The organism is Nocardia sp. NPDC050630, assembly GCF_044457245.1.
Lineage (GTDB): Bacteria > Actinomycetota > Actinomycetes > Mycobacteriales > Mycobacteriaceae > Nocardia.
Genome location: NZ_JBITGN010000012.1, coordinates 94,659 through 111,044 on the forward strand (window position 1 = coordinate 94,659; position 16,386 = coordinate 111,044).

Consider the following 16,386-nt stretch of genomic DNA (forward strand, 5'->3'; position numbering starts at 1 on the left):
TGCCCGGCACGGGGATCAGCGGATGCGCGCCGATGCGCCCTCTCTGAGGATAGGCCCAGCAGCAAATCAGTGAATCGACTGACCACCGGACAAACGTGATCCCAAAGATGACGACCCGTCCTCAGTCGAGAATATTCCCCCCGTTTCGCTGGCCGCCGCCCAGAGCTGGGCATAGCGGCCACCGGCCGCAACCAACGTGTCGTGCGGTCCGATTTCGGCGATTCGCCCGCGTTCCACGACGGCGATCCGATCGGCTCGCGCGGCGGTCCCCAAGCGGTGTGCCACCACGACGGTGGTGCGGCCACGAGCTAGCGATCGGCTTGCTACCAGCACCGATGCCTCGGTCTCCGGATCGAGGGTGGCAGTGGCCTCGTCGAGCAGCAGCAGATCCGGACGGACCAGTTCGGCTCTGGCCAGTGCGATCAGTTGGCGTTGGCCCGCCGAGAGGCCGCGGCCACGTTCACCGATCGGGTGGCGCATGCCCTGCGGAAGTGCGGCGATCATGTCGGCCGCACCGACGGCGGTGGCGGCCGCCACGATCTCGGCTTCGGTGGCGCAAGGTTTCCCGAATGCAATGTTGCTGGCGACATCGCCGGTGAAGAGGTGAGCTTCCTGGGGAACGATGCCGAGCCGGGCGCGGTAGTCGGTGAGGCGGTAGTCGCGGATGTCGATGTCGTCGACCGCGATCGCGCCATGGGCGTCGCGCGGCAAGTCGTAGAGGCGGGCCAGCAACTTGACGATGGTGGATTTGCCCGCGCCGGTCGGTCCGACCAGGGCCAACGTGGATCCGGCCGGGATCCGCAGCGAAACTCCATCGAGGGCGGGCTGCTCGGTGCTCGGATAGTGGAATCGGATGTCGTCGAGGACGACCTCGCCGCGCAGTCCGTGGTCGATGGCGATCGCGTCCGGTGGATCAGCGGCGATGGAAGACGGGGTACGCAGCAGGTCGCCGATGCGGCGCAGTCCGACGCGCGCCTGCTGGTAGCCGTCGAAAACCTGGGACAACTGCAGGATCGGGCCGAAGAGCAGCTGCAGGTAGAGCACGAAGGCGATCAATGTGCCCGCGGTGGTGGCGGCGTCGGCGACTTCGCGCGCGCCGAAGTACACGACCGCGGCCAGCGCCAGATCGGCCCATGCGATGACGAAGGCGAAGTACATGGCGATCGCGCGCTGTGCGCGCATCCGACTGGCGCGGTAGCGATCGGAGTATTCGGCGAAGCGGCGCGCGGCGATCGGCTCGTGCCGGTTGGCCTGAACGGCGCGCAGACCGGCGACGTTTTCCTGGAAATCCGCATTGACGGTCGAGACGTGTTCGCGCGAGACCGTGTAGGCGGTCGAGGAGACGCGGCGGAACAGCGCCGTCGCCACCAGCAGCGGCGGAAGTGCGACCAATACCACCGCGGCCAGCGAGGTATCGATGACCAGTAGCGCCACCGCGATGCCGACCAGGCTGAGCACGCCGATCAGGGTGGTGGCGACGCCGGTTTGCAGAAAGGTCGACAGTGCGTCCACGTCGGTGGTCATCCGGGTCATGATGCGACCGGACAACTCGCGCTCGTAGTAGTCCAATCCCAGCCGTTGCAAATGGGCATAGCTGCGCACGCGCAGGCCGTAGAGGACGCGTTCGCCGGTGCGGGCAGTGAGGATGGTGGTCGCCGCGCCCACCACGAGACCGAGTACCACCAAGACCGCGCCGAGCACTCCGGCTCTGGCGAGTGCGCCCGAATCATGGCCGCTCACGCCGGAATCGATGGCGTAGCGCACGATCGGTGGGAAGGCGACGCCGATGAGGGTGTCCAGTGCGAGCAGCGTGATGACGGTCAGGACCAACCAGCGCACCGGACGCAGGAGCCGAGCGAGCCGGAATCCGGGATCTGGTTGGCGCAGCCGCTCATCGTCCGAGCCGGGTCGTTCGGTGGCCGGTGGCAGGCGTTCGATGGTGCGGCGCAATTCGGGGGTTTCGCTGAGATCGGCTGCGGCGCCGGAGAAGCCACCTGGACCGCTGGTGGTACCGGTAGGGCGCTTGGCATCAGCTGACGCTGGGGTAGCAGCGACTGTGGCTTCGTCATTGGCGTATGGGACCGGGCCGGGAAGCCGGATCACCCGATCCGCATGCGCAAGTGTCGATTCCCGATGCGCCAGGATCAATGTCGTACGCCCGCCCGCATCGGCCAGTTTCTCGAAGATGGCCGCCTCGGTCACCGCGTCGACCGCGGAGGTCGCGTCATCGAGTACCAGAATCCGTGGCTGCGCCAATAGCGCTCTGGCCAGAGCGATTCGCTGCCGCTGCCCGCCGGAGAGTGTCAATCCGCGTTCACCGACGACGGTGTCGTAGCCGTCCGAGAGTTCGGTGATGAACTCGTCGGCCGCGGCAAGCTTTGCGGCATAGCGGATTTCGGCATCGGTTGCCGCTGGTCGACCGAGGCCGATGTTGGCGGCGATGGTGTCGGAGAACAGGAACGGATCGTCGAAAACCACCCCGATCGCGCTCCGGAGATCGGTCGCCCGTAGATCCGCGATATCTACGGCCTCGGCATTTCGCGGGTCTGCCCGCACCGTCGAGCCGTACGCGGGGCCGCCGAGCTGTGGAACGACTGGTGCTGCCGGAGACGAGTCGGCGGTCTCGGCGGTTCGGTTCTTCGCAACGGCGAACTCACCTGCGGTGGTGCCCCGTTCGGTGCCGAAGAGGCGGATGCTGCCGGAGTCGGGGGCGTAGAAGCGGGGGAGAAGTAGTGACAGCGTTGACTTGCCGGAGCCCGCGGGGCCGATGATGGCAACGGTTTCGCCGGGCTGCACGGTCAGGTCGAGGTCACGCAAGATGGGCTCTGCGGGGTCGAATCCGAAAGTCAGCGAATTGATTTCGAAACCCAGAGGCCCATCGGGAAGCTCGGCCGGGGCGGGCGGGTCGGCGATCTCGGGGGCCGCGTCGATGACCTGATAGACGCGCTCGGCCGCGGCCCTGGTCAGCTGGGCCATGATCACCACTGACGACATGGTTCGGGTGGTCACGGTCATGGTCGTGACATACGCGGAGAAGGCGAGAAATGTGCCGATACCGATAACGCCGTGCAGCGCGAGCAGTCCGCCGACAACGATCACCGCGACCAGCCCGGCTTGCGGAATCGTGGTCACCACGGGTGCGAAGCGTGCATTGATCTTGGCCGCGCGCATTCGCTCGGCGTAGAGAACGCGCCCGTGCTCCTCCAGCACGCGCACCATCCGAGCTTCCTGCCCGAAGCCCTTGACCACGCGCACGCCGGTGACGGTCTCTTCCACATGTTGCGCGACCTCGGCAGCGCGTTGCTGCGCCGACCACGTCGCCGCGTACAGGCGCGGCCGCATCCGATACACCAGCACCGCGATGGCGGGGACAACCAGCAGTGCGACGGCGGCCAGCGGCGGCGACAGCCACACCATGACGGCGGCGGCCAGCAGGAACTCGAGCAATGCCAGCCCGGACAGCGGCGTCATCGCCAAAAGCCCCTGCACCAACTGCAGATCCGTGATCGAGCGCGACACCACCTGTCCGGTGCGCAGCGCATCCTGTCCGACGCCGTCGAGTCGTTGCAATGCGGCGAGCAGACTGACACGTAACGAGTGCTGCACATCGAGGGAAAGTCGTCCGGCCAACATGCGGCGTCCGAACGCAGCCGAGAACCGGCCTAGTGCGACAAGGGCGAGCAGGGCCGCAATGGTCCCGATAACGGAGGTATCGCCGACTCCGGCCGCATCAACCGCCCGCTTGGTCAGCAGCGGCGCCGAGATCTCGACCATCGCTCCGGCCGCCAACGCGATCGCGATACCCGTGACCGTGCCCCGGTGGCTCCGACACTCGGTCCACAGTCTGCGCATCCAACCCATATCGCGCTCGGTCACTCCGCTGCTCACCCGTCTTGTCGTGCTGTCCCGACGGTAATGACACGTGCCGCACCGTTGTTTGTTCCCCGCCGCCGGGGCGGCGTCAGATGTCGCTGGTGCGGAGCAACCACCAGGCCCCGCCCGCGGCGGCGATCGTCCAGAGAATGAGGACCACCAAGGCGGCGGGGGTGGGTGCCAGGAAATCGCTGTCTTTGAAGGATCCGACGGCGACGGTGCTGACGGTGGCGGAACCGGGCAGGACGGCGACCACTCCGGCGAGGCCGATCGCCTTGGCGACCACCCAGGTCAACGGCTCGATGATCACCAGCCAACCGAGCATCGCCGCGACCGCGGTGGTGGAGGTGCGCAGCAGCAATCCCAGACCGGCCCCGATCAGGGACCAGCAGACCGCGGCGAGCAGCCCGCCGCCGAGAACCGCCAGCAAGCGCACTCCGAAGTCGAATTTGCCGCGGCCGAAACCGAGCAGACAGACGAAGGCGATGAGTTCGACGACGAAGGTCGCCGCCAAGGCGAAACCCGCGGTGACGAGGAACTTCGCGGCGGCCAGCCGATCCCGGTCGGGGGTGAACACGGCGGTGGACGATATTGTCCCGTAACGATATTCGGCACCCGCACCGGCCGCACCGAAGGCGCCTGCCAGCACGATCGCGGCCGCGAGACCGATATAGAGCCCGATGGTCGCCGCGCCCGTGGCCGGATTGGATTTCGGATCGGCGGGTCCGGCCAGCAGTGCGGTCACCGTGCTCGCGACGAGGGCGATCGCGGGGATCAGTGCGGCCAGGATTCGGCTCGCGCGCAGCGTGCTGACCTTGCGGACCTCGGAGTTGACGGCCGGAACGAGGTCCGGAGGCAGAACAGCGATCATCGTGGAATCCCATAGGGGGTCGGTTGCTGCGGTGCGATCCCGGCATAGGGGGCGGGCTGGGGCGGGCGGGCCGGTTTGACCAGCGAGGCGAGCACTCGGTCCGGGTGGATCTGATCGGCGACGATATTGTCCACGCGCACATTGGCCGCCGTCGCCGCCGCACGGATCTGCTCTTCGCTCGCCTCGGCAACGGCCAGGCGTCCGTCGGGACGGATCACCGCATCGGTGAAGCCCTGTGCCGCCAACATCGTCGCGAGCGCGATCGGGGTCGATGCGGCGACGACCAGCCGATCGGGATGACCGCGCCGTAGCCTAGCGGGTGTCCCCTGGTAGACCACCGAACCCTCGCTCACGACAATGATGTTGTCCGCCATGGGAATTACATTCGCCAGACTTTCGCTGGACAACAGGACCGAGCCACCACGGCGGGTGTGCCGCCGCAGTAGGTCGGGCAGCCAGGCGCGTTCCGCCGCATCGAGACCGGCCAGGGGCTCATCGAGAATCAGCAGCTGTGGGTCGCCGAGCAGCGCGGTCGCCAGGGCCAGCCGGGTCTGCGATCCGGGCGACAGCTCGCCCGCCCGCGTCTTCGCCGAGTCACCGAGGCCGACCACCTGGATCACCTCGTCGACCCGCGGGTCCTCGACCCTGGCGGCCGCCGCATAGACCAGCAGATGATCACGCGCGCTTCGAGCCGGATGCAGACCTCGCGGCTGCAACATGGCGCCGACGACGACCGCCGATCCGTCGCGCCGGGAACCCGGCCCGCCGACTGCGGCGGTTCCGGAAGTCGGCTGGAGCAGCCCGAGCAGGATCCGCAGAATCGTCGTCTTACCCGCGCCCGCCGGACCAACCAGGGCGGCGGTGGTCCCGGACGGCACGGTGAAGCTCACGTTTTCGACCGCGGTGACCAGGTTGTAGCGCTTGGTCAGGCCGTGAACGGAGAAGGCGAGCGGTCGGCCCGCGCTCATCGCGGCGTGGTCGGGGGTTGCGGCTTGCCCGGATCCAGGGCCGGCAGCGGATCGGCATCGATGACGAGCTGCCGATCGGCGGGCCAGGTCACCGGCGCGGGGCCGAATGCCTTGCGCGCGTTGTTGATCGTGGTCTTGCCGAGTGTCCGGTTGCCGACGCCGCCGATCACCGCGCCGATGCCGGCGGGCACCACCTTGCCCGCCATCAATGCCGCCCGCTTGGTGATGAAGCGGATGACGAATCGCTTGAGCAGCGAATCGTTCATGCTCGATAGCCCGGGAATCCTGTTGGCGAACAGTGTGCCCCAGTTCTTCGCCGAATGACCGACTGTCTTCTCGACGATCTCCATCCCGCTCTCGCCGAGCACGACCGCGAGCACCAGCGCCCGCCGCGTCTCCTTATCCTCCGGGGAGATACCGTGCACGGCCGCGACGGCCAGCGTGAACACCGCGGACGCCTCCATGAAGAAGGTCGTCTCGGCACTGACCGCCGCGAGTGCCGCGATCGTGCCGACGCCGGGCACTGCGGCTGTCGCGCCGACCGCACCGCCGCTGCTGGTGACCGCGAGTAGGTACTGGTGCTCGAGCCGCTCGATGATCTGCGCGGGACTCTCCGCCGGATGCGAACGCCGCAGCCGGTCGACGTACTTGGCGACCGCGGGCGCCTGCAGGCGCGACCCGGTATCGAGTAGCTGGACCACCGTCTTCTCGAACGTGCCTTTGAACACGGCGATATCCTCCTCTTCCGCCCGTACGCAACGACCTTATTGCACCGACCGCTATCGGCTCGTCATGACAACGATGTACCCGCTCGGCCGGGTTCCCAGCGTGTCGGTTCCATCACGCCGGTTCGCGCAGCGCGGGGACCCGCTCGGTGAGTGGCGGCGGTGGCGGCGGGGTGCCGTCGCCGAATGGCCTGCCGCCCAGCCCTTCTCGGCCGTGCGGGGTCAGCAGGTCGGTCAGATCCGGGCCCTTCGGCACGATCTGGGTCGGGTTGATATCGGCGTGCACCACGTAGTAGTGCTTCTTGATCTGCCCGAAATCGACGGTGTCGCCGAATCCGGGTGTCTGGTAGAGATCACGCACATAGGCCCACAGCACCGGCATTTCGCTCAGCTTGCTGCGGTTGGTCTTGAAATGGCCGTGGTAGACCGGATCGAAGCGGATCAGCGTGGTGAACAGCCGGACGTCGGCCTCGGTAATGGTGTCGCCCACCAGGTAGCGCTGGGTCGCGAGCCGATCGGAGAGCCAGTCCAATCGGGCGAAGAGCCGCTCGTAGGCCGCCTCGTACGCTTCCTGCGTTCCAGCGAAGCCGCACCGGTAGACGCCGTTGTTGACATCCCGGAAGACGGCCAGGTTCACCTCGTCGATCTCGGCCCGCAGCTCCCGCGGATACAGCTGCGGCGCGCCGGGGCGATGGTATTCGGTCCACTCGCTGGAGAAGTCGAGCGTGATCTGCGCGTAGTCGTTGGTCACCACCTGCCCGGTGGGAACGTCCACGAGTGCGGGAACCGTGATGCCGCGCGGATAGTCCGGGAATCGCGCAAGGTAGGCATCACGCAAGCGGGGGATGCCGAGCACCGGATCCACCCCGCCGGGATCCAGATCGAAGGTCCAGCTGAGCTTGTCGTGTGTCGGCCCGCACAGTCCGAGCGATACGACGTCTTCCAGCCCGAGCAGCCTGCGCACGATCAGTGTGCGATTGGCCCACGGACAGGCCCGCGCCGCAACCAGCCGATAGCGCCCCGGCTCGACCGGATACCCGTCGCGGCCGTCAGCGGTGATGCGTGTGGTGATGTAATTCGTATCCCGGTTGAACTCACCGGGCTCGACGTAGGAGCCGTTTTCCGATACCGACTTGGTCACTCGCCTAGTCTGGCAGATCGACGCCTTAGTCTTGCCGGATGAGTGATACGAAGGCCACCAGGCTGACCCGGGAAACCACCGACGGCGGCGCCGAAGTCGCGACGCTCACCCTGGCCAATCCGCCGCTGAATCTGTTCGATCGGTCGATGTTGGACGCGCTCGTCGAGGATCTCGCCGAGCTCTCGGCCAACCCGCCGCGCGCGGTGCTGCTGCGGGCCGAGGGCAAGGTGGTCTCCGGCGGCGTCGACGTGCACGTCTTCGACGGGCTCCTCGCACCCACCCCGCCGAGTCCATCGGATGCCATCCCCTCGGCGGTTGAGCGGGGCGCTGAACTGTGGCGCGCCCTGTTCGCGCAGATCATCCATCCGCTGGAAGCGCTTCCGTGTCCGGTGGTCTTCGCCGCGCACGGCCTCACCCTGACCGCCGCCTTCGAAATGGCCCTGGCCTGCGACATCATCCTGGCCGCGCCGAAGGCGAAATTCGGTCTGGTGGAAACGGTCGTCGGTCTGACACCGTCGATGGGCGGTCCGCAGCGCCTGGCCGAGCGTGCCGGTTCGGGCCGCGCTCGCGAATTCGTGATGACCGGTGACCTCTACGACGCCGCGACCATGGCCGAATGGGGCGTGGTCAACGCCGTCCACGACGATGTCGACGCCGCGGCAAAGGAATTGACGGCTCGACTGGCCGATGGCCCCACCCGGGCACATGCCGCGACGAAACAGATCATCGAGGCGTGGCGATCGGGTGGTGTGGCGCATGCGGATTCGGTGACGCCGGAGGTGTCCGGCGCGCTGTTCGATACGGCGGATCTGCGCGGCGCGGTGCGCAGCTTCCTGGAGGTGGGACCGGGGAAGGCGACCTACACCGGCCGATGACAGCCGGGACACGTTCCTCTCCTATGCCAGCGAAATTGTGACTCGCGTCATATAGTCGCAAGAGCCTGCGGGCTCGAGGCGCGTGCGGAGGACTCATGTCGCAGTTTCTGGTCGAATATCCACTCAACCGTCCACACGCTTGCGACGCCCCGCTGGCCCGCGGCGCCGATGGGGTGCTGCGCTACGGCAACCTCACCCCGGCGCTGACCGAACTATTGGATCTGCAGGTGCATGCCTTCTCGACCAGGGAGGCGGTGGTGGAGATCGGCGGCCCCCGGCTGAGCTATCGGGAGCTGTGGCACCGCGCCTCCCGCATCGCGGGTGGCCTGCAAGAACACGGCATCGGCTACGGCGACCGGGTCGCCATCCACATGCCGACGGGCGTGCGCTGGGTCCAGGCCTTCCTCGGTGCGCTGCTCAGCGGCGCGGTTCCGGTGTTGGTGCACGACGGACTGCCCGATGCGGTGGCCGAGCGGGTGATGGCCGACAGCAGTACTGATTTCGCGCTCGACGGCGGCAGCGACGAACTGCCCGATGGCGCCGCCTTCATCGACGACGGTGCGGCCCTGAGCGATCTTGCGCTGCTCTGCTACACCAGCGGCACGGGGGGCTGTCCGGCCCATGCCACCGTCGCGCCCAAGGGCGTCGAGCTGACCAACGAGAATCTGCTCTCGGCAATCCGTTCCGTCGTCGCGGCGATGGATCTACCGACCGATGGGTTGCGCAATCTAGTGCTGTTACCGCTGGCACATGCCAGCGGCTGTGTGGACCAGCTGCTGCCGACCTTCGCCGTCGGCGGCACCGTCGTCCTCGCCCCGGATAGTCGCTGTCTCGCGGAAACCATTGTCTCCGAACGGATCGATATGGTTTCCGCGACACCGCGCATCTTCGCCCGCCTGCTGCCCGAACTCGCGGCGCTGCGCAGTGCGGGACTGCGCACCGAGGGCATCGTGCGGGTCAGCAATGCGGGCCATCGCGGCGAACGCGCCGCCGATCGTACCGATCCCGCTGATCTGGTCGCGCCGCTGCGGGACATGTTCCCGGCCGCGCGGCAGTGGTCGGTCTGGGGCGCGACCGAAACCAGCGGCATCGGCTTGGTCGTCGATCACGAGACCGACACCGCACCAGGCGCCGATCCGGTGCTCGGATTCCCCTTCGGCGGTACCGAATTGGCGCTGTGGGGGCCGCAGGCGCAGTCGGGCCACGGTGAATTGCTGTGTCGCGGACCGAATGTGACCCATCGCTACTGGAACGATCCGGTGGCCACCGCCGACCGCTTCACCGGAAGTTGGTTCCACACCGGCGATCAGGTCAGCATCGATGCCGACGGTCTGGTCCGACGCGAGCAAGCGCCGGCCGGGTGACTCACTCGAGTAGGCGATCGCGCAGCCGCGAGCGCAGATCCGCGGTGAACCCGATGGCGGTCAGGTAGGTCTCGAAATCACCGTGGCGTTCGTGCACCGCGTCCGTCGCGATGCGCAGGTAGTCCTCCCGCACGCCGAGGATATCGATGGAAAGTTCAACTCCCGCAGTGAGTTTCGGTGCCATCATGGCGCGCAGCGCCGGGACGGCGTCATTGCTGGCCATGAAGTCGGCGAGTACATCGGCCTCGCCGACCGCGACCGCGCGCAGCAGTGACGCGATCGCCCAGCCGGTCCGGTCCTTACCTGCCGCACAGTGCACCAGCACCGCACCCTCGCCGTTGGCGATCGTCTCGGCGATGGTGATGATCGCGGTATTCGCCTCGGGCAGGGTCGGGAAGTACCGGTAGACCTCCAGCATGTGCGTGAATGCGGAGCCGGTCTGCGCATCGTGCGGCGGCGCCTCGGCCATCCGAGAATCGAATGGTGTGACATTCAGTCGCACGCCCTCGGGCAGATTGTCGTGGCCGATGTGCTCGATCTCGCGCGGCCCGCGCAGGTCGAAGACCTCGGTGACGCCGAGCTCGCGCAGGATCGCGTGTCCGGGCAGATCGAGTCCGCTCAATTGGGCCGAGCGCAACAGCACGCCGGGGCGGATGCGCGCGCCATCGATGGTGCGCAGACCGCCGAGATCGCGGAAGTTGAACGTGCCGGTCAGATAGAACTGGTCGGCCGAGGGCGAGAGAGTCACCGGTCCAGGCTAGCTACCTCGCGGTGTCGGCACGGTGTCGATCGCGGAACCGTCGATCGTCCAGTTTGCGAGGTGTTGGTGTGGGATCCGCCACAAAGTGCCAGGGCGGTACCGTTACGTACCGTAGTGTGCTCAATGGTCTATCGTGCGCGCGGCGGACGCGAGAGTGACGTCCTGGGAGGCGATTCCAGTGAACCCCGCCCGATTGCGGCGGGATCCCGTTTGGGTAACAAAACATTCTTCCAGTCTGGAAATACCCAACGAAGCCGTTCTTAAAACCTGGAAACCCTCTACGATTGATGAATGTTGGACTGGGCAACCAGGAAATTCCCTAACGCGGGATTCATGAGAGTCGCCTGTCGTGTTCAGCGAGCCGCGCCGACGAAGGTGCGCGAGTTCTTTCCTCGAGGGAGTCGTCGTTGAGCGTACGTGGAGAAATAGCGGCGGTCAGGCTGCGGCCGACCATCTGCGAGGCCGTCGAGAAGGCGGCCGCCTCACTCGATTTCACCGGAGTGCGAGCACTTCGGGTGCTGCTGCATGCTGGTGTGAGTGCGTACTGGCCGCTGGTCAAGGCGGCTCCGGCCAAGCAGGCCCGCAGGTACGAAGCGACCGCGCATCAGCTGGCCGAACGGTGGGAGGCGCAGACCGACTGTGTCGCCGACCCGCAGGCTACGGCCCTGTTCCGGGAGATGGACTCCGAGGTCGCAAGCTTCCTGGACCTGTGTGCCGACCGTTCGGGCGCGCAGTGGTTGGAGCCGACAGATGCCATCGCGGCCTACGCGGTCTCGGTGCTCCAGGGCACCGTGCTGCGCTGGCTCGCGGATTGCAATGACGAAACGATGCTGGTGGTACTCGACGACCTGGTCAGCAGCCTGGCCACCCGGGCTGCCGAAGTCTGATCCCGCAATACTGGACGTTTGACCAGTTTGGTGGTTGGGTGGGTCTGGTGACAGACACGTCGCCGATTGTCGCCCTGCATGCGGCCACGGCCGAGCTGGACCCGCCGCTGGCCGCCCTCGACCTGACTGCACTCCGCGCCAATGCCGCTGACCTGGTCCGTCGTGCGGGTGGGGTGTCCATCCGAGTCGCGAGTAAATCGGTGCGCTGTCGCGCGGTGCTCGAGGAGGTGCTCGGCACCGGGCTCTGCGCGTCCGGCGGCTTCGCGGGCATCATGTCCTACTCGTTGGCGGAGGCCATCTGGCTGGTCCGCCTCGGCGCGCGCGATGTGCTGCTCGGCTATCCGAGCGTAGACCGTGCGGCGCTCGCCGAACTCGCCGCCGACGACACGCTGCGCCGATCCATCACGTTGATGGTCGACGATCTCGCGCAGCTGGACCTGATCCGGGCCGCGGTCGGTACCGATCTGGTGCGACCGCGGATCTGCCTCGATGTGGACGCTTCGCTGCGGATCGGGCCGCTGCACCTGGGCGTTCGGCGCTCACCGGTGCGCACCCCCGAACAGGCCGCCGCGCTCGCGCGCGAGGCGATGAACCGTGGGTTCGACGTGGTCGGCGTGATGACCTATGAGGCGCAGATCGCCGGGCTACCCGACTCCAATATCGCTGTGCGCCTGGTGAAGCGGGCCTCGGCGGCCGAAATCGGCAAGCGGCGCGGGCAGGTTCTGGACGCGGTGTGCTCTGTGGTCGGCAAGTTGGAGATCGTTAATAGCGGCGGTTCCGGATCCATCGAGGTCAGCGTCACCGATCCGGATGTCACCGAGGTGACCGCGGGCTCCGGACTGTATGTGCCGACGCTCTTCGATCACTACCGCGCCTTCACCCCGAGTCCTGCGCTGTTCTTCGCCACATCGGTGCTGCGCAAGCCGACTCCGTCCATCGCGACGGTCTTCGCGGGCGGTTACATCGCCTCCGGTCCGACCGGGGCGTCGCGGGTGCCGAAGCCGGTGTGGCCCACCGGTTTGCGGCTGCTCGGTACCGAGGGCGCCGGCGAGGTGCAGACGCCGCTGTCCGGAGCCGCTGAACTGCGGATCGGCGACCGGGTCTGGTTCCGGCATGCCAAGGCGGGGGAGTTGTGCGAGCGGTTCGACCAGATCCATCTGATCGATGGTGAGGGCACGCGGACGACAGTGCCCACTTATCGCGGTGAGGGCAACTGCTTCGGTTGAGCCGGCTGCTAATTGCGAATTGCGCGCGCCTGCAATTTCAAGATCGAATTCCATTAAAAGAACCAACCGGTTCGGATTGATTATTTCGGTCACAAACCGACCGAATGCTGAAAGAAATATTCAGCTGAGTCGCAGGAATGTCGCCAGATCCGATAGATCGTCCGGCGTACTCGGCAGATATTCGGTGAGTAGTGGTGACCGAATGATGACGGCCTTCCACATCGCCCGGCACAGCGTCGCCTGAACCAGACTGCGCGACAGTAGGAATCGCATGCCGTAAGGCGCGTCGGCGGGGCTGGATGTGGTCATCGACATGAGCACCACCGCCGCCTCCCGGCCGCGGAACCGCTCGGCGGTGCCGACCAGCACATCCTCGATCTTGGCCCGGGCCAGCAGCGTTCGGATCAGGCCGACTTGGGCGCTGTAGGGCGCGACCACGAGGATGTCGTGCGGATGTAGCCGTCGCGTCATCGCACCGGTCGTCCACGAGGCGCCGAGCAGGGCGCGCACCCGGCGGACCACCTCGCGAGCCTCGGCCATCGATTCGGTCGAATCGCCGCTGTGCGGCACCAGCACCGTCTCCACGCCCGGCTCGATGCCCTCCAGTTGGCGTGCGAGCGTGACGGTCTCGTTGGAGCGTAGGCGGTTGTCGTAGTACAGCCGGGAGATCGGATCACAGACCCGCGGATGCATCCGCCAGGTGCGGTCCAGGAAGTAGCCGCGGTCGGCGGGCAGCGTGTGGCGGCCCTCGGTGAGCCAGCCGAGCACCGACTCGTCGACCGGTTCCGGATGCGCACTGCGCGCCGCGGACGGCGCGGGATCGCCGAGCAGCAGCAGGTTGCGCGCACTCATCGCGACGGCGACGGTATCGGCGAGCGGGAAGCGGCCCGCATCGGCGATTACGAGCAGGTCCAGATTGTTGCCGGGGACTACCTCCTCATCGGCGAAATCGGCTGGTAGGCCGCCGATGACGCAGCCGTTGACCGCATTGTCCAGAAACCGCGGATAGCGCGTGCCATCGATCACCGACCACTCCGGCGCCACCGCCACGGCATCCTTTTTTGCCACCAGTTCCGGTAGCACGCCCATCGCGACGATCATGTCGAGCAGGCTCTCCACCGTCGCATGCGTCTGCGCGACGATCCCGACGCGCCACTTGTGCCGCGTGACCAGACGTTCGACCGCCCTGGCGATGGTGGAGGTCTTGCCGGTGCCCGAGGGACCCTGCACCGCGAGATAGGAATCGTCGAGATCGCGCAGCGCGGCCATGATGGCCGCCGCGTGGTCACCGTGCACATCCGGTAGCCGTGCGGCGCGCCGCAGCCGCGGGGGTCGGCGGGCGAGGATGTCGAAGACCGCGCCCGCCGGGATCCGCGGTAGTGCCATCAGCAGTTGCTGGGCCGCGAATTCGACCGCGGTCTCGATGTTCTCGTTCCAGGCGGGCAGGCCGGGCGCGATCGCGGTCGGCAGTTCGTCATAGGGTTCGCAGCCGTGCGGCAGTAGTTCCTCCAGCCGCACGGTGTCGTCGAAATTCGCGTCGACCGAGCAGCCGAGCACGGTCGCGGTGGCGGTCGCTCGTCGGCCGACGGCGGTGATCATCCCGGCGGCGACCGGCTGATCGTAGAAGGTGTACACAGTGGCACCCGGGGTCAGCACCGTGCCTGTCGCGGCGCCGCCCGCGGTTTCGCTACCGCCCCAGCCGATGCCGATCCTTCCGGTCAGCGTGAGGTATCTGCGCATGGTCGGCTGATGCGGGCTGCGATGCCATTTGGTGTCGACCGTGCCCCAATCGGCCACCAATACGCCTGGCGCGTCGGCCCATTCGTCCACCGGATGGCTGAGCCGGTCGGCATGCGCCCACCACAGCGGCTGACGTTCGCGCCGGTGATAACCGAGCGCTGCCGCCATCAATGCCGCAGGATGATGCGGCTCGCCCTGTGCCGCCGCGTATTCCGCGAGTGCGGCCTCGATCGATGACGGCCGCGACGGCGGCGGCGGATCCGGCTCCTCCGGACTCGGCACCAGACACCACGAACTCGCCTGATCCAGCAGCACCGCATCCGAGTCCACGCGCCGCTCGGCCGCCCGATCCAGCAGCCAGTCACGCAGCCGCAGCACGGTGACGCAATCGCGTTCCTGGCCTGCGGTGTTCGGCAGCAGCCGGCGTAGCCGACTGAGCCGATAGGAGCGTTCGCCGATCAGCAGGGCACTGCGCACGATGGGATACAGATCGACGAGCACACCGGCGTGCAGCAGATCTTCGACGATCTCCTCACCGACTCCGTACCGACCCGTCCACCGCAGCAGCGCCGAGCGCACGCTGGAGGTGTAGTGGTATACGCGCATATCCGGATACATCCGCAGCCGTTGTGCGATGAAGTCGAGCATCTCGTCCAACGCGCGCCGCTGCCCGGCCTCCTCGTCGGCGAAATCGGTCATCGCCCGATACGGTGCGGGTGCCGCGCCGAACGGGGCGCGGAAGGTCACGTGGACTGTGCCGTTGCCACCCACCTCGATACCGAGCAGCCGCCCCGATGGCCCCTGCTCGATGGTGAGCGCGAGATCGCCCGGTGACGGCGGCGGCAACGCGCCCAATGCGATCGGGTCGACCAGCGTGTGGGTCGGCTGTCCGGAATCTTCTCGGGCCAGTTGGATTCCGGCTTGGCGACGCAATGCGGTAAGGGTGCGCGGCGGGAGGCCGGGCACGGCGGTGGTGGTGCTACTCGCGAGCCGGTCGATGGTGCTCACCCCGGCCTCGCGCAGTCGGGCCCGCGCGGTGCGCGGCATACCGGCCACCAGCAGCAGATCACGCGCCGCCGAGATGGCGCTGGTGCAGGTCGGGCAGTGGCCGCAGGCGAGATAGCGCGGATCGCCCCACTGCACGGGCAGCAACTCGCTCAGTTTGTCTTCCAGAATCCGCTCCACCCGGCCGCGCCGAGCCAGATACACCGGAAGCAGATCGGTGAGCGCGAAGGTCTCGCTGTCCTCGTCCAGGTACAACCGGATCAGCGGAGCGGTGAGCGCGCCGCTGCGGTCCACAGCGTCGGCGCAGGCGGCGAGTTCGAGTGCCACGTCGATCCGATCCGGTGGACCGGCCGCGATGCCGTGCACGGTGTAGCGCACCCGATGACCAGCCCGCACCAGGAAATCGCCGGTACAGACGAATTTTCCGTCGAAGAAGGTGGCACCGTGCAGCACATGCGCACCGGCCCGCAGCGCCGCGACCGTCTCGGCATTGGCGGTCCGCAGCGCGGCGATATACCCCTCGGGATCGACCACCGGATCGTGCGCGGCGCAGTGGATCTCCACCATCTGACTGCCGAACCGATCACGGAAGTCCGCGAGCCTGCGGGCGCGCGCATCGTGGAATGCGCTGCGCGACGCGTGATCCGGCACCACATCCGCCGTACCAGCGATGGTGCCCAGTTCGGTATCGAGGGCACGCAGCAACTCGAATTCACAGCGCGCCGCGCGTACCAGGTCGACGGCGGAACAGACGACACGATCACCGAACACGATCAAACGCGGCCTCCTGTGTCTTCGCCGGACACGGACGGCAACACTGTAGCTAGCCGATTTGGCTGCGTTGAATTCGGTGTCCGCGGGGCCCTGCGTGGTTACGCAAGCTACCGCCTCCGGGCCTGTCGCTCCCACCGGCGTTGAATTCGGTGTCCGCGGGGCCCTGCGTGGTTACGC

11 protein-coding genes are annotated in these 16,386 nt (G+C 67.3%); 4 read left to right on the top strand and 7 right to left on the bottom strand.

Going from position 1 to position 16,386, the window contains the following annotated elements:
* Positions 1–66: 66 nt before the first annotated feature.
* The 5 genes from ACIBG0_RS27245 to ACIBG0_RS27265 all read right to left on the bottom strand — a co-directional run bounded on the left by ACIBG0_RS27245 (position 67) and on the right by ACIBG0_RS27265 (position 7,578).
* A complete protein-coding gene (locus tag ACIBG0_RS27245) occupies positions 67–3,861 on the bottom strand; it encodes an ABC transporter ATP-binding protein (protein ID WP_397036249.1) in 3,795 nt (1,264 codons plus the stop codon).
* A gap of 100 nt (positions 3,862–3,961) precedes the next feature.
* Positions 3,962–4,744 (bottom strand): ABC transporter permease, encoded by a 783-nt coding sequence (locus ACIBG0_RS27250; RefSeq protein ID WP_397036010.1) that lies wholly within the window; start codon positions 4,742–4,744, stop codon positions 3,962–3,964.
* Complete coding sequence (locus ACIBG0_RS27255; protein WP_397036012.1) at positions 4,741–5,712, bottom strand: ATP-binding cassette domain-containing protein; 972 nt, start codon at positions 5,710–5,712, stop codon at positions 4,741–4,743. The genes ACIBG0_RS27250 and ACIBG0_RS27255 overlap by 4 nt, the downstream gene beginning before the upstream one ends.
* A complete protein-coding gene (locus ACIBG0_RS27260) occupies positions 5,709–6,440 on the bottom strand; it encodes a hypothetical protein (protein WP_397036014.1) in 732 nt (243 codons plus the stop codon). The genes ACIBG0_RS27255 and ACIBG0_RS27260 overlap by 4 nt, the downstream gene beginning before the upstream one ends.
* Positions 6,441–6,552: 112 nt before the next feature.
* Positions 6,553–7,578: a glutathione S-transferase family protein gene (locus tag ACIBG0_RS27265; protein ID WP_397036016.1), complete on the bottom strand. Its 1,026-nt coding sequence runs from the start codon at positions 7,576–7,578 to the stop codon at positions 6,553–6,555.
* A gap of 38 nt (positions 7,579–7,616) precedes the next feature.
* On the opposite strand from ACIBG0_RS27265, the gene ACIBG0_RS27270 reads away from it, so the two are divergent.
* Complete coding sequence (locus tag ACIBG0_RS27270) at positions 7,617–8,453, top strand: enoyl-CoA hydratase/isomerase family protein (protein WP_397036018.1); 837 nt, start codon at positions 7,617–7,619, stop codon at positions 8,451–8,453.
* A 95-nt stretch (positions 8,454–8,548) separates the two neighbouring features.
* Positions 8,549–9,817 carry a class I adenylate-forming enzyme family protein gene (locus ACIBG0_RS27275; RefSeq protein ID WP_397036020.1) on the top strand — a complete coding sequence of 423 codons (1,269 nt, stop codon included), beginning with the start codon at positions 8,549–8,551 and terminating at the stop codon, positions 9,815–9,817.
* 1 nt (position 9,818) lies between these two features.
* Here ACIBG0_RS27275 and ACIBG0_RS27280 read toward each other — a convergent pair whose 3' ends face one another.
* Complete coding sequence (locus ACIBG0_RS27280; protein ID WP_397036022.1) at positions 9,819–10,565, bottom strand: tyrosine-protein phosphatase; 747 nt, start codon at positions 10,563–10,565, stop codon at positions 9,819–9,821.
* 419 nt (positions 10,566–10,984) lie between these two features.
* Between ACIBG0_RS27280 and ACIBG0_RS27285 the strand changes: the two genes are divergently transcribed.
* A complete protein-coding gene (locus ACIBG0_RS27285; protein WP_397036024.1) occupies positions 10,985–11,464 on the top strand; it encodes a TetR family transcriptional regulator in 480 nt (159 codons plus the stop codon).
* A gap of 38 nt (positions 11,465–11,502) precedes the next feature.
* A complete protein-coding gene (locus ACIBG0_RS27290; protein ID WP_397036026.1) occupies positions 11,503–12,690 on the top strand; it encodes an amino acid deaminase/aldolase in 1,188 nt (395 codons plus the stop codon).
* A gap of 120 nt (positions 12,691–12,810) precedes the next feature.
* Here the strand turns inward: ACIBG0_RS27290 and ACIBG0_RS27295 are convergent, their stop codons facing one another.
* Positions 12,811–16,206, bottom strand: a complete 3,396-nt coding sequence (locus tag ACIBG0_RS27295) for an AAA domain-containing protein (protein ID WP_397036028.1) — start codon at positions 16,204–16,206, stop codon at positions 12,811–12,813.
* Positions 16,207–16,386: the final 180 nt, after the last annotated feature.

What these genes read in the sequence shown, in the direction of transcription:
- ACIBG0_RS27245 (WP_397036249.1), bottom strand. Translation starts at nt 3,861, where the DNA reads ATGGGTTGGATGCGCAGACTGTGGACCGAGTGTCGGAGCCACCGGGGC.
- ACIBG0_RS27250 (WP_397036010.1), bottom strand. Translation starts at nt 4,744, where the DNA reads ATGATCGCTGTTCTGCCTCCGGACCTCGTTCCGGCCGTCAACTCCGAG.
- ACIBG0_RS27275 (WP_397036020.1), top strand. Translation starts at nt 8,549, where the DNA reads ATGTCGCAGTTTCTGGTCGAATATCCACTCAACCGTCCACACGCTTGC.
- ACIBG0_RS27255 (WP_397036012.1), bottom strand. Translation starts at nt 5,712, where the DNA reads ATGAGCGCGGGCCGACCGCTCGCCTTCTCCGTTCACGGCCTGACCAAG.
- ACIBG0_RS27270 (WP_397036018.1), top strand. Translation starts at nt 7,617, where the DNA reads ATGAGTGATACGAAGGCCACCAGGCTGACCCGGGAAACCACCGACGGC.